The sequence below is a fragment of the Streptomyces misionensis genome, assembly GCF_900104815.1.
GTDB classification, from domain to species: Bacteria; Actinomycetota; Actinomycetes; order Streptomycetales; family Streptomycetaceae; genus Streptomyces; species Streptomyces misionensis.
On record NZ_FNTD01000004.1, the window covers coordinates 5,271,631 to 5,284,179 of the forward strand.

The window sequence follows — 12,549 nt, forward strand, 5'->3', positions numbered from 1 at the left end:
AATCGGGCCGTGCGCGGTGCCCGCCCACCCCTCACCAGGAGTGGTCGACCCTCAAACCATGCATACCTAAGGGGTAGAACAAGTGGCAGCGGAGATCGTCAATCCTCGCAGCGACATCGGTACGGACCAGGACGGCGGGGCCGAGCCCCTCGATTCCTTCGATCCGGTGTTCGCGCTGCACCGCGGTGGCAAGATGGCCGTGCAGGCCACCGTGCCGGTCCGCGACAAGGACGACCTTTCCCTCGCGTACACGCCCGGCGTCGCGCGCGTGTGCACCGCGATCGCGGAACAGCCGGAGCTGGTCAACGACTACACATGGAAGTCCTCCGTCGTCGCCGTCGTCACCGACGGCACGGCCGTGCTCGGACTCGGGGACATCGGTCCCCAGGCATCCCTCCCCGTGATGGAGGGCAAGGCCATCCTGTTCAAGCAGTTCGGCGGCGTGGACGCGGTGCCGATCGCGCTCGACTGCACCGACGTGGACGAGATCGTGGAGACCGTCGTCCGGCTCGCTCCCTCCTTCGGCGGAGTGAACCTGGAGGACATCTCGGCACCCCGGTGCTTCGAGATCGAGCGCCGGCTCCAGGAGCGCCTCGACATCCCGGTCTTCCACGACGACCAGCACGGCACGGCCGTGGTGACGCTCGCCGCGCTGCGCAACGCGGCGCGGCTCAGCGGCCGGGAGATCGGACAGCTGCGCGCCGTGATCTCGGGCGCCGGCGCGGCCGGTGTCGCCATCGCCAAGATGCTGATCGAGGCCGGCATCGGCGATGTCGCCGTGGCGGACCGCAAGGGCGTCGTCTCCGCCGACCGCGCGGACCTCACCCCGGTCAAGCGCGAGGTGGCCGGCTTCACCAACAAGGCCGGGATCAGCGGCACGCTGGAGGACGCGCTCAAGGGCGCGGACGTCTTCATCGGCGTCTCCGGCGGCACGGTGCCCGAGGAGGCCGTGGCCTCCATGGCCGAGGGCGCCTTCGTGTTCGCGATGGCCAACCCGAACCCCGAGGTGCACCCCGACGTCGCGCACAAGTACGCCGCGGTCGTCGCCACCGGGCGCTCGGACTTCCCGAACCAGATCAACAACGTGCTGGCCTTCCCCGGCATCTTCGCGGGCGCGCTCCAGGTGCGGGCCACCCGGATCACCGAGGGCATGAAGATCGCGGCGGCGGAGGCGCTGGCCGCGGTGGTCGGCGACGACCTCGCCGCCGACTACGTGATCCCCTCGCCGTTCGACGAGCGGGTCGCACCCGCCGTCACGGCGGCCGTGGCCGCCGCGGCACGCGCGGAGGGTGTCGCCCGGCGCTGACGCCGGTGGAGGAGGCCCCGTCCGTCCGGGCGGGGCCTCCTCCCTTTTCCCGCTCCCCCTCACCCCCCCCGTTCCGGCTCGCGTGCCGAACAGGTGCCGTCCGGGCAAGAGGGCATGTGTCACAGCGCGGTCCGGTTCCGCCCGGGGCGCGGCGCACCTATCGTCGGCTCCATGTTCGCTGTCTACGCCGCCCGAATCGACCGCGACCAGCCGCTCGACGGCCTCGAGTTGGGGGAGCGCCCGGCTCCCGAGGCCCGCCCCGGCTGGAGCACCATCGATGTGCGCGCCGCCTCCCTCAACCACCACGACCTCTGGTCCCTGCGGGGCGTCGGCCTCCCGGAGGACCGGCTGCCGATGATCCTCGGCTGCGACGCCGCCGGGATCGACGCGGACGGCAACGAGGTCGTCCTGCACTCCGTCATCGGCCAGACCGGCCACGGCGTCGGCCCGGACGAGCCGCGCTCCATCCTGACCGAGCGCTACCAGGGCACCTTCGCCGAGCAGGTCGCCGTGCCGACCTTCAACGTGCTGCCCAAGCCCAGGGAACTGTCCTTCGCCGAGGCCGCCTGTCTGCCGACCGCGTGGCTGACGGCGTACCGGATGCTCTTCACCAACGCGGGCGTACGGCCCGGGGACTCGGTCCTGGTGCAGGGCGCGGGCGGCGGCGTCGCCACGGCCGCGATCGTGCTGGGCAAGGCGGCGGGGCTGCGGATGTTCGCCACCAGCCGGGACGAGGCCAAGCGCAAGCGGGCCATGGAGCTGGGGGCGGTGGAGGCCGTGGAGACCGGGGCGCGGCTGCCGCAGCGGGTGGACGCCGTGATCGAGACCGTGGGCGCGGCGACCTGGTCCCACTCGGTGAAGTCGCTGCGGCCCGGCGGGACGATCGTCATCTCCGGCGCCACCAGCGGGGACCGGCCCTCGCACGCCGAGCTGACCCGGATCTTCTTCCTTGAGCTGAAGGTGGTCGGCTCCACGATGGGCACCAAGGAGGAGCTGGACGACCTGCTCTCCTTCTGCGCCACGACCGGGGTGCGGCCCGTCATCGACGAGGTGCTGCCGCTGGACCGGGCCCGGGAGGGCTTCGAACGGATGGAGTCCGGGGGCCAGTTCGGCAAGATCGTACTGACCACGGACTGAGTCCTCGCACGCCGGCAGGGAGGGCCCGGTTCCGGGCCCGCCCTCCGTGTACCGGTGCCGGGCGCGGTCAGGGGGCCGGCGGGCGCAGGACGGACGTGATGTCCGCCGCCGCCGTCGCCAGATGCCGCCGGGCCGCCTCCAGTTGGGCCGCCGTCACGCCGTGGTCGCGGGCCAGGTCGCGGATGTCGTCGCGGAAGCGGTCCAGGAGGCGGTCCAGGTCGCGGGCCGGGTCGTCGGTCGGGGGCTCCTTGGACCAGGCGGGGGCGGGGGGCGTGCGGGGGGCCGTCCAGTCCTTGCTGAACTCGCCGATCTCCCGGGCCAGTTCGGTCAGACCCTCGCGGACGCCCGTCGGCCAGTCGCCCCGGGTGAAGTGGTCCTGGACCCGGCGGGCGATACGCTGCATCTCCTCCTGGGCCTGGGCACGGGCCCGGGCCTGGGCCTCCTGGGCCTGGTGGCGGGCCCGCTGGGCCTCCTCGCGGGCCCGCCGGCTCTCGTCCTTGGCGCGGCGGGCCTGCTCCTTCCACTCCTGGCGGACCCGGCGCATCTCCTCCTTGGCGACCCGCCAGGCGTCCTTGTCGTCCCCGGCGGAGTCCGCGCCGCGGGCCTCGGAGGCGGCGGCACGCATCTCACGGCGCAGATCGCCCGCCGCGCCGCGCACATCGGCCCGGATCTCCGCGGCAAGCTCCGCCACCGACTCGCGGATCTCCAGCTCCAGGTCGGCCAGTTCACCGCTGCGGCCGGCCAGTTCGGTGCGGCCCGCGTCGGTGATGGCATACACCTTGCGGCCGCCCTCGGTGGTGTGGGTGACCAGGCCCTCGGCCTCCAGCTTGGCCAGGCGGGGGTAGACGGTGCCCGCCGAGGGGGCGTACAGCCCCTGGAAGCGCTCCTCCAGCAGGCGGATCACCTCGTAGCCGTGGCGCGGGGCCTCGTCCAGCAGCTTGAGCAGGTACAGGCGCAGGCGCCCGTGGGCGAAGACGGGGGGCATGTCAGAGCACCTTCTTGTCGGTCGGGCCGTCGGTCGGGCCGTCGGTCGGTCCCTGGGGCGAGCCGTCGGACGCGCCGCCGGCCGGGGCGGACCCCCCGGGGGACGTGCCCTCCTCGTCCTCGCGGGGCGGGCGGCGCAGCAGCGCGATCGCGCCGGAGACCGTGGTGGCCCGCAGCCGGCCGGTGCCCGCGCCCAGCCGCCCGGTGATCTTGTGGGCGCCCCACTGGCCCCGCACCCGCAGGTCCTCGAAGGCGTTGGAGATCCGGCCGCTCGCCGTGTTGGCCTCCACCTCCGCGTCCGCGGGGTGCGGCAGCCGGATGGCGATCTCGCCGGAGACGCTGGTGAGCTGGACGTCCGTGGGGCCGTCCGGGTCCAGGTCCACGATCATGGAACCGCTGACCGAGTCGGCGCGCACACTCGGGCCCGAGCCCTCGACCACGGTCAGGTCTCCGGAGACCGAGTTGAAGCGCAGTTCGCCGGTGACCGCCTGCGCCTCCACGTTGCCCGAGACCGTGTCCGCGCGGACCGGGCCCGAGACGCCGACCAGGGTGGTGTCACCGGTGACGCCCTTGACCACGGTGCGGCCCCGGATGCCGGAGACCACCGCGCCGGCGCCGACCACGCCCACCTCCACCCGGGTCTGCGCCGGGACCGTCAGGGTGACGACCGCGCTGCGCCGCCAGCCCTTGTCGAACCACTTGAGGAAGCCCTTCCAGGGCAGGTCCTCGTACCCCACGGTCAGGGTGCCGCCGTCCTGGGTGACCACCAGGGGCGGCCCCTCGATGTCGGTCACCTCCAGCCGGGCCGGGCCCTCGTCGGTGCCCACGACGTTCACCGTGCCGTTGACGACGCGGACCTGGAGGTCGCTCACGGGGGTGTCGAAGGCCAGCTTCTCGGGCTCGGTGACGGACCACTCGGACATGGGAGACCTCCTCGGCCGCACGGGGTCGCGACGCGCCATATCGCGTCCACGGGAAACACGATATATCGTGGCCTCGGGAAGTCAAGGCGCTGATCCGCGGGGAGCGGCCGCGCGCATTGCATACGCTGGTTCCGACGCACAACGCAGACGCAGGAGACGCAACCCCCATGTACTTCACCGACCGCGGTATCGAGGAGCTGGAGAAGCGGCGCGGCGAGGAGGAGATCACCTTCGAGTGGCTCGCCGAGCAGCTGCGCACCTTCGTGGATCTCAACCCCGACTTCGAGGTGCCCGTGGAGCGCCTGGCCACCTGGCTCGCCCGGCTCGACGACGAGGACGACGAGTAGGCGGACGACGGGCGACGGGCGGCAGCCCGGGCAGGCCGAAGGGCCCGGTTCCTGGACGGAACCGGGCCCTTCGGTGTGTCGCCGTGCCGGAGGACTAGGCCTCGAACACCTCACGCACCAGCTGCTCCTGCTCGGCCTGGTGGCGCTTGGCGGAGCCCACCGCCGGGGACGAGGAGTGCGGGCGCGAGATGCGCCGCAGCCGCTCGCCGGCCGGGATGTCCGCGCCGACCGCCAGGTCGAGGTGGTCGATCAGGTTGAGCGCGATGAACGGCCAGGCACCCTGGTTCGCCGGCTCCTCCTGGACCCACAGGTACTTCTCGGCGTTCGGGTACTTGTTGACCTCCGCCTGGAGCTCTGCACCCGGCAGCGGGTACAGGCGCTCGATGCGGATGATCGCGGTGTCCGTGACGCCCCGCTTCTTCCGCTCGGCCTCCAGGTCGTAGTAGACCTTGCCCGAGCAGAAGACGACCTTGCGGACCGCGGCCGCGTCGGCCGTGGCGTCGCCGATGACCGGGCGGAACCCGCCGGTGGTGAACTCCTCCGCCTTGGAGGCGGCGGCCTTCAGGCGCAGCATCGACTTCGGGGTGAAGACGACCAGCGGCTTGTGGGCCGGGTTGTGCACCTGCCACCGCAGGAGGTGGAAGTAGTTCGCCGGCGAGGTGGGCATCGCCACCGTCATGTTGTTCTGTGCGCACAGCTGGAGGAAGCGCTCCGGGCGGGCGGACGAGTGGTCCGGGCCCTGGCCCTCGTAGCCGTGCGGCAGCAGCAGGACGACGCCGGAGGTCTGGCCCCACTTCTGCTCGGCCGAGGAGACGAACTCGTCGACGACGGTCTGGGCGCCGTTGACGAAGTCGCCGAACTGGGCCTCCCACATCACCAGCGCGTCGGGACGCGCGAGCGAGTAGCCGTACTCGAAGCCCATCGCCGCGTACTCGGACAGCAGCGAGTTGTAGACGTTCAGCCGCGCCTGGTCCTCGGAGAGGTACTGGAGCGGGGTGTACTCCTCGCCGGTCTCCCGGTCGATCAGCACCGCGTGGCGCTGGCCGAAGGTGCCGCGCTGGGAGTCCTGGCCCGACAGGCGGACCGGGGTGCCCTCCAGGAGCAGCGAACCGATGGCCAGGGTCTCGCCCATGCCCCAGTCGATGGTGCCGTCCTCGACCATCGCCGCACGGCGCTGGAGCTGCGGCTGCAGCCGCGGGTGCACGGTGATGTGCTCGGGGATGTTGACCTGGGACTCGGCGATCCGCTTGACGACCTCGGAGGTGACGGCGGTGGGCACGGTGGCCGGGAAGCCGTCCTGCGACTCCTGGACGTCCCCGCCGGCCGGCTGCGAGGTGGCCTCGCGGACCTCGGTGAAGACCTTCTCCAGCTGGCCCTGGTAGTCCTGGAGGGCCTGCTCGGCCTCTTCCAGGGTGATGTCGCCGCGACCGATCAGCGACTCGGTGTAGAGCTTGCGCACCGAGCGCTTCTTGTCGATCAGGTCGTACATCAGCGGCTGGGTGAAGGCCGGGTTGTCCGACTCGTTGTGACCGCGGCGGCGGTAGCAGATGAGGTCGATCACCACGTCCTTGTTGAACGCCTGGCGGAACTCGAACGCGAGGCGCGCGACACGGACGACGGCCTCGGGGTCGTCGCCGTTCACGTGGAAGATCGGGGCCTCGATCATGCGGGCCACGTCCGTCGCGTACATGGAGGAACGCGAGGACTCGGGGGCCGCGGTGAAGCCGACCTGGTTGTTGATGACGATGTGCACGGTGCCGCCGGTGCGGTAGCCGCGCAGCTGCGACATGTTCAGGGTCTCGGCCACCACGCCCTGGCCCGCGAAGGCCGCGTCGCCGTGGATCGCCACCGGCAGGACGGTGAAGTCCGTGCCGCCCTTGTTGATGATGTCCTGCTTGGCGCGGGCGACGCCCTCCAGGACCGGGTCGACCGCCTCCAGGTGGGAGGGGTTGGCGACCAGCGAGACCTTGATCTGCTCGCCGTCCAGGCCGGTGAAGGTGCCGTCGGCGCCCAGGTGGTACTTCACGTCGCCGGAGCCGTGCATCGACTTCGGGTCGAGGTTGCCCTCGAACTCGCGGAAGATCTGCGCGTACGACTTGCCGACGATGTTGGCGAGCACGTTCAGCCGGCCGCGGTGGGCCATGCCGATGACGACCTCGTCCAGGCGGGACTCGGCGGCCGAGTCGATCACCGCGTCGAGCAGCGGGATGACGGACTCGCCGCCCTCCAGCGAGAAGCGCTTCTGGCCGACGTACTTGGTCTGCAGGAAGGTCTCGAAGGCCTCCGCGGCGTTCAGCCGGCGCAGGATGCGCAGCTGCTCCTCACGCTCCGGCTTGGCGTGCCCGCGCTCGACCCGGTCCTGGATCCACTTGCGCTGCTTGGGGTCCTGGATGTGCATGAACTCGATGCCGGTGGTGCGGCAGTACGAGTCGCGCAGCACGCCGAGGATGTCGCGCAGCTTCATCATCGACTTGCCGGCGAAGCCGCCGACGGCGAACTCGCGCTCCAGGTCCCACAGGGTGAGGCCGTGCTCGACGATGTCCAGGTCGGGGTGCTTGCGCTGGCGGTACTCCAGCGGGTCGGTGTCGGCCATGACGTGGCCGCGGACCCGGTAGGAGTGGATCAGCTCGAAGACGCGGGCGGCCTTGGTGACGTCGTCGTCGTGGGACGCGTCGATGTCCTTGAGCCAGCGGACCGGCTCGTAGGGGATGCGCAGCGCCTCGAAGATCTCGTCGTAGAACTTGTTCTCGCCGAGCAGCAGGTTGGCGACCTGGCGCAGGAACTCGCCGGAGGCGGCGCCCTGGATGACCCGGTGGTCGTAGGTCGACGTGAGGGTCATGACCTTGGAGACACCGAGCTTGTTCAGGGTGTCCTGGCTGGTGCCCTGGAACTCGGCCGGGTAGTCCATGGAGCCGACGCCCATGATCACGGACTGGCCGGGCATCAGACGCGGCACGGAGTGCACGGTGCCCAGGCCGCCGGGGTTGGTCAGGGAGACCGTGACCCCGGTGAAGTCGTCCATGGTCAGCTTGCCCTCGCGGGCGCGGCGGACGATGTCCTCGTAGGCCTGCCAGAACTCGAAGAAGTTCAGGGTCTCGGCCTTCTTGATCGCCGCGACGACGAGCTGGCGGTCGCCGTTGGGCTTGACCAGGTCGATGGCGAGGCCGAGGTTGACGTGCGCCGGCTTGATCAGGGTCGGCTTGCCGTCCTTGACGCCGTACGAGTGGTTCATCGCCGGCATGGCCTTGATGGCCTGCACCATCGCGTACCCGATGAGGTGCGTGAAGGAGATCTTCCCGCCGCGGGCGCGCTTGAGGTGGTTGTTGATGACGATGCGGTTGTCGAACAGCAGCTTCACCGGGACGGCGCGGACCGAGGTGGCGGTCGGCATCTCCAGCGAGGCGTCCATGTTCTTGGCGACCGCGGCGGCGGGGCCGCGCAGGGTGACCTGCTCCGGGCCGGCCGGGGCCTCCTTCGCGGGGGCGGCCTTCGCCTTGGGCTGAGCGGGCGCCTGTGCGGGCTGCGCCGGCTTGGCCGGGGCGGGGGCGGCCTGGGCCGCGGGGGCGGGAGCCGGGGCGGGGGCCGCGGCGGGCTTCGGGGCCGGTGCGGCCGGGGTCTGCGGGGCCTTGGCGGGGGCCTCGGCCCCCGTCGCCGCACCGGCCGCGGGCGCCGGCGTGGCGGGCGCGCCGGGCTTGTAATCGGCGAAGAAGTCCCACCAGGCACGGTCTACCGAATTCGGGTCCTGGAGGTACTGCTGATAGATCTCGTCGACGAGCCACTCGTTCGCACCGAAGGCGGCCGCGGGGTTCTTCCCGGCTTGGTCGTCGGTGGAGATGCTCGAGTTACTGGGGGACTGTGGCGACACGGCGGCAACCGCCCTCTTCCGCTTCACAAGGTGATGGACAGCGGGAATAAAGGCTACGCCTTGGAGACGGGGAAGGTCAGGTCGGGCAGGTTCATCGTCGTGTAAGTCACATCGAAAATCTTGTTTCAGGGCTTGAAATGGCGGGAAACAAGCGTGGTTCCGGATGTGCCGGGGTGCACGGGCCCGGCCCTGCGCCTCCGGGCTGTCGCGGCCGGCGCGGGCTGTAGCGGATCACACGTGTCCAGCTGCGCGAAGACGGCGCGGACGGTCGTGGATCTTGTGCCTTCGCTGGCACTTTACGTCAACTTGAAGCGGAGTTCAGTCCCGGAAGGGTGACGATGATCCGGCAGCCTCGCTCGGATTCGGCCACACCGATCCGGCCGCCGTGCAGATCCACGGCCCAGCGGGCGATCGCCAGACCGAGCCCGGTGCCGCCATCGCTGCCGGGGCCGTGCGGCCGGGTGACGGCGCCCCGGTTGAACCGCTCGAAGACGCGGTGCCACTCCGAGCGGGGGATGCCCGGACCCTCGTCCAGCACCTCCAGCTCCAGCGAGTCCGGCTGGGGCCCGCGGCGGGCCTTCACGGTGACCCGGCCGTGCGGCGGGCTGTGCTTGACCGCGTTGTCGATCAGATTGGCGACGACCTGGTGGATGCGCTCGGGGTCCGCGTGCGCGGTCAGCTCCGGCGGGGAGACGTCCAGGTGCAGATGGACGTCGGTGCGGGTGTGGCTGCCGGAGCCGGAGGCGATGCCGGCGCGCGCCGAGGCGACCATGTTGGCCTCCTTCAGCACGCCCGACAGGTACGGCCACACCTCGAAGCGCCGCAGCTTGAGCGGTACGACGCCGTTGTCGAGCCGGGACAGGTCCAGCAGCGTCTCCACCAGCCGGCCGAGCCGCTCGGTCTGTTTCAGGGCCGTCCGCATGGTCTCCGGATCGGCCTCGGTGACCCCGTCGACGATGTTCTCCAGGACAGCCCGCAGCCCCGCGATGGGGGTGCGCAGCTCATGGGAGACGTTGGCGACCAGTTCCTTGCGCTGGAGGTCCTGGGCCTCCAGCTCGTCGGCCATGACGTTGATCGTCTGGGCCAGGTCGCCCAGCTCGTCCCGGCGCGACTCGCGCACCCGGCGGGTGTAGTCGCCCTGGGAGATGGAGCGGGCCACCGCGTTCATCTCGTCCAGCGGCATGGTGAGCGAGTGCGCCACGAACTGGGTGATCAGCAGGGTGGCGATCATCGAGAACACCATGATGAAGCGGAGCTCCGTCTTGGTGTGCACGGCGACGATCGACAGACCGGTGGTGATCAGGACCGCGATGACGACCAGCGCGCCCAGCTTGGTCTTGATCGAGAACGGGCGCACGCCGCCCCAGGGATCCTCGGCGCGGGGCCGGGGGTTCCCGCCTGCGGCCTGGCGCCCGTTTCCGCTCACGGGGTGGGCGTCTCCAGGGCGTAGCCGACACCGTGCACGGTGCGGATCCGCTCGGCGCCGATCTTCCGGCGCAGCGCCTTGATGTGGCTGTCGACGGTGCGGGTGCCGGAGGCGTCCGCCCAGTCCCACACCTCGGCCAGCAGCTGCTCGCGGGAGAGCACCGCGCGCGGGGTGTTGGCCAGGCACACCAGCAGGTCGAACTCGGTCGGGGTGAGGTGGACGTCCTCGGACTTCACCCGCACCCGGCGCTGCGCGTGGTCGATCTCCAGCTCGCCGAGGCGCAGGATGCCGGAGCGGGGGGTGGAGGCGGCGATGGCCGCCCGCTCCACCCGGCGCAGCAGCACGTGCACCCGCGCGGCCAGCTCGCGCATGGAGAACGGCTTGGTCATGTAGTCGTCGGCGCCGACGCCGAGGCCGACCAGCATGTCCGTCTCGTCGTCCCGCGCGGTGAGCATCAGCACCGGCACCGGGCGCTGGGCCTGCACGCGCCGGCAGACCTCCAGGCCGTCGAAGCCGGGCAGCATGATGTCGAGGATCAGCAGATCGGGCTGCCAGGCCTCGGCCGTGTCGACGGCGGCCGGTCCGTCGGCCGCGGTCTGCACGAGGAAGCCCTCGGCACGGAGCCGGGCCGCGATGGCGTCGACGATCGTGGGGTCGTCCTCGACGACCAGCACCCGGCGCTGGGCGCCCGGAGTGGTTGTGGCCGCCGCGCCGCTCTGGGAGGTGTGTGTCTGCTCCATCGCCCGCCCCTGCTTGTTGCTTTCCGGAATCCGTGGGGTGATCCCATGACTGCGATCGACGCGCGAAAGATCCGCGTCAGGGCAGCACATTACGGGGATCGGCCGTGCCGTCGCTATCCAGGGCGGACGGCGAGGTGCACGGCGTCCGGAACTCCCCGGGCAACCGGCACCTCTTCGGTACGCACCTGTCGGAACCCGGCATTCCGCAAGGTTCCTTCAAATTCCGGAGATGGCTTCGCCGACCACACCGCGAGTACCCCGCCGGGCCTCAAAACCCTTGCGCAGGAAGCGAGTCCGGCCGGTGAGTACAGGCTTTCGTTGTCCTCGGTGACGGTCCAGCCGGGTCCGTTGTCGATGTCGAGGCACAGCGCGTCGAACGTGTCCGATGTCTCATTGACGTAACGGACGAGGTCGGCTTCCACGATCTCGGTGCGCGGGTCGGCGAGCGCGGCCGAGGTCAGCGCGGACAGGGGGCCCGCGCGGTGCCAGTCGACGACCGCGCGCTCCCGCTCCACGACCACGATCCGTCCCCAGCGGGGATCTTCGGACGCGTGTGCGAGTGAGAATCCGACGCCGAGGCCGCCGACCAGCACCGACGGCGCCGGCCGTCCGTCGAGGGCGTCGTACGCGCGGTCGATCAGCAGCCGCTCCGAGCGGCCGTCCGAAGTGTCCATCAGGAAGCAGCCGTTGGCGATGATCTGGAGCAGCGCGCCGTGCCTGCGCAGCACCACTTCGCCGTACGGGCCGTCACGCCGGTCCAGGACCACGGGGGAGTCGTCTGTGGCAGCCATGGCTCCATCCTGCTTGAACGGGGCTTTGCTTTCACGGTAATTGCGGATGCCGGGCCGGGGCGCGGATGCCGGACGCGGCCGGAACGTAGGAGGTTGCCGTGAATCCGCGCTCCGGTGGCGTCGGTCATAGACAGCGGCTTCCCGTGGCGTCGAGGGTGGTCGCGACGGAAGGAGCGCCCCACCGTGGAACGGACCGCCCCGGACCCCGTGGGCACGGACCTGCTGGACGGCGTGCCCCACCAGCGGGCCGCCGGGCCCTGGGTGCCGCCCGCCCGCCGCCGGCTCGTGCCGCCGCGGGTACGGCCCTGGCGGCTGCTGCCGACGCCCGCCGGGACACCGTTCACCTTCGGTTACGCGGTGGTCCTCGCCGTCACCTCGCTGATCGCGGCCCTGGCGCCGCCCTCCCTGGTGTACGCCCTCTACCAGGGTTCGAGCACCGACGTGGCCCACCTGGTGCGCTCGCCCGCGGTGGTGCTGCTGGCCAGCGCGCTGTGGATCGCGGGCGGGGTCCTCTCGCCGTACTCGGCCGCGTTCCTCCTGGTGCTGACCGCGCTGGAACGGCGCGTCGGCGGGGCGCGGGCGGCCTGCGTCTTCCTGGCCGGGCATGTGCTGGCCACCCTGGCGACGGAGGTCCCGGTCGGCCTCGCGGTGCTGGCCGGCCGGCTGCCGGCGACCTCCCTGCACCGCCTCGACTACGGCATCAGCTTCGGCGTCGCCGCGAGCACCGGCGCCCTGGCGGGCCTCCTGCGCCCCTGGCTGCGCTGGCCCCTGCTCGCCGGGACGGCGGCCCTCCTGCTGGACGACCTCCTCGCCTACACGGACCCGATGACCGACTGGGGCCATCTGACCGCCCTGGCGATCGGCACGGCCGCCTGGCCCGTGGTGCGCCGCTGGGCGCGGTCCGCCCACGGGACGCAGAACCCGCGCGGCTCGTCGCGACCCCTCCCCACCTGCGGTGTTCCGTGATCGCTGACAGCGAACACCGCGTTGGGAACATTCCCCCGGCGGCAAACATTGAGTCGGCATAGCT

General features: G+C 71.4%; 10 protein-coding genes. 4 read left to right on the forward strand and 6 right to left on the reverse strand.

Translation table 11 applies throughout. The features are described from left to right. The first annotated feature begins 82 nt into the window (after nucleotides 1-82). Entirely contained in the window at nucleotides 83-1,306 is a 1,224-nt protein-coding gene (locus BLW85_RS25775; protein ID WP_074993218.1) for an NAD(P)-dependent malic enzyme, read from the forward strand. Nucleotides 1,307-1,477: 171 nt separating this feature from the next. After that, complete coding sequence (locus tag BLW85_RS25780; RefSeq protein ID WP_070026770.1) at nucleotides 1,478-2,443, forward strand: zinc-binding dehydrogenase; 966 nt, start codon at nucleotides 1,478-1,480, stop codon at nucleotides 2,441-2,443. A 67-nt stretch (nucleotides 2,444-2,510) separates the two neighbouring features. Here BLW85_RS25780 and BLW85_RS25785 read toward each other — a convergent pair whose 3' ends face one another. Further along, nucleotides 2,511-3,428: a PadR family transcriptional regulator gene (locus tag BLW85_RS25785; RefSeq protein ID WP_074993219.1), complete on the reverse strand. Its 918-nt coding sequence runs from the start codon at nucleotides 3,426-3,428 to the stop codon at nucleotides 2,511-2,513. Between the two features lies 1 nt (nucleotide 3,429). Continuing rightward, nucleotides 3,430-4,350, reverse strand: a complete 921-nt coding sequence (locus BLW85_RS25790) for a DUF4097 family beta strand repeat-containing protein (RefSeq protein WP_070026767.1) — start codon at nucleotides 4,348-4,350, stop codon at nucleotides 3,430-3,432. A 167-nt stretch (nucleotides 4,351-4,517) separates the two neighbouring features. Between BLW85_RS25790 and BLW85_RS25795 the strand changes: the two genes are divergently transcribed. Beyond that, the gene (locus tag BLW85_RS25795) at nucleotides 4,518-4,697 is read left to right on the forward strand and encodes a DUF6104 family protein (protein ID WP_028420339.1); all 180 of its coding nucleotides are present in this window, start codon (nucleotides 4,518-4,520) and stop codon (nucleotides 4,695-4,697) included. Nucleotides 4,698-4,791: 94 nt separating this feature from the next. Here the strand turns inward: BLW85_RS25795 and BLW85_RS25800 are convergent, their stop codons facing one another. The 4 genes from BLW85_RS25800 to BLW85_RS25815 all read right to left on the reverse strand — a co-directional run bounded on the left by BLW85_RS25800 (nucleotide 4,792) and on the right by BLW85_RS25815 (nucleotide 11,519). Continuing rightward, the gene (locus tag BLW85_RS25800; protein WP_074993220.1) at nucleotides 4,792-8,562 is read right to left on the reverse strand and encodes a multifunctional oxoglutarate decarboxylase/oxoglutarate dehydrogenase thiamine pyrophosphate-binding subunit/dihydrolipoyllysine-residue succinyltransferase subunit; all 3,771 of its coding nucleotides are present in this window, start codon (nucleotides 8,560-8,562) and stop codon (nucleotides 4,792-4,794) included. A 301-nt stretch (nucleotides 8,563-8,863) separates the two neighbouring features. Then, a complete protein-coding gene (locus BLW85_RS25805) occupies nucleotides 8,864-9,988 on the reverse strand; it encodes a HAMP domain-containing sensor histidine kinase (RefSeq protein WP_107409184.1) in 1,125 nt (374 codons plus the stop codon). Further along, a complete protein-coding gene (locus tag BLW85_RS25810) occupies nucleotides 9,985-10,728 on the reverse strand; it encodes a response regulator transcription factor (RefSeq protein WP_070026761.1) in 744 nt (247 codons plus the stop codon). The genes BLW85_RS25805 and BLW85_RS25810 overlap by 4 nt, the downstream gene beginning before the upstream one ends. A gap of 113 nt (nucleotides 10,729-10,841) precedes the next feature. Then, the gene (locus tag BLW85_RS25815) at nucleotides 10,842-11,519 is read right to left on the reverse strand and encodes a polyamine aminopropyltransferase (protein WP_070026759.1); all 678 of its coding nucleotides are present in this window, start codon (nucleotides 11,517-11,519) and stop codon (nucleotides 10,842-10,844) included. A gap of 183 nt (nucleotides 11,520-11,702) precedes the next feature. Here BLW85_RS25815 and BLW85_RS25820 point away from each other — a divergent pair, with 183 nt between their 5' ends. Then, a complete protein-coding gene (locus tag BLW85_RS25820; protein ID WP_403421185.1) occupies nucleotides 11,703-12,485 on the forward strand; it encodes a rhomboid-like protein in 783 nt (260 codons plus the stop codon). Nucleotides 12,486-12,549: the final 64 nt, after the last annotated feature.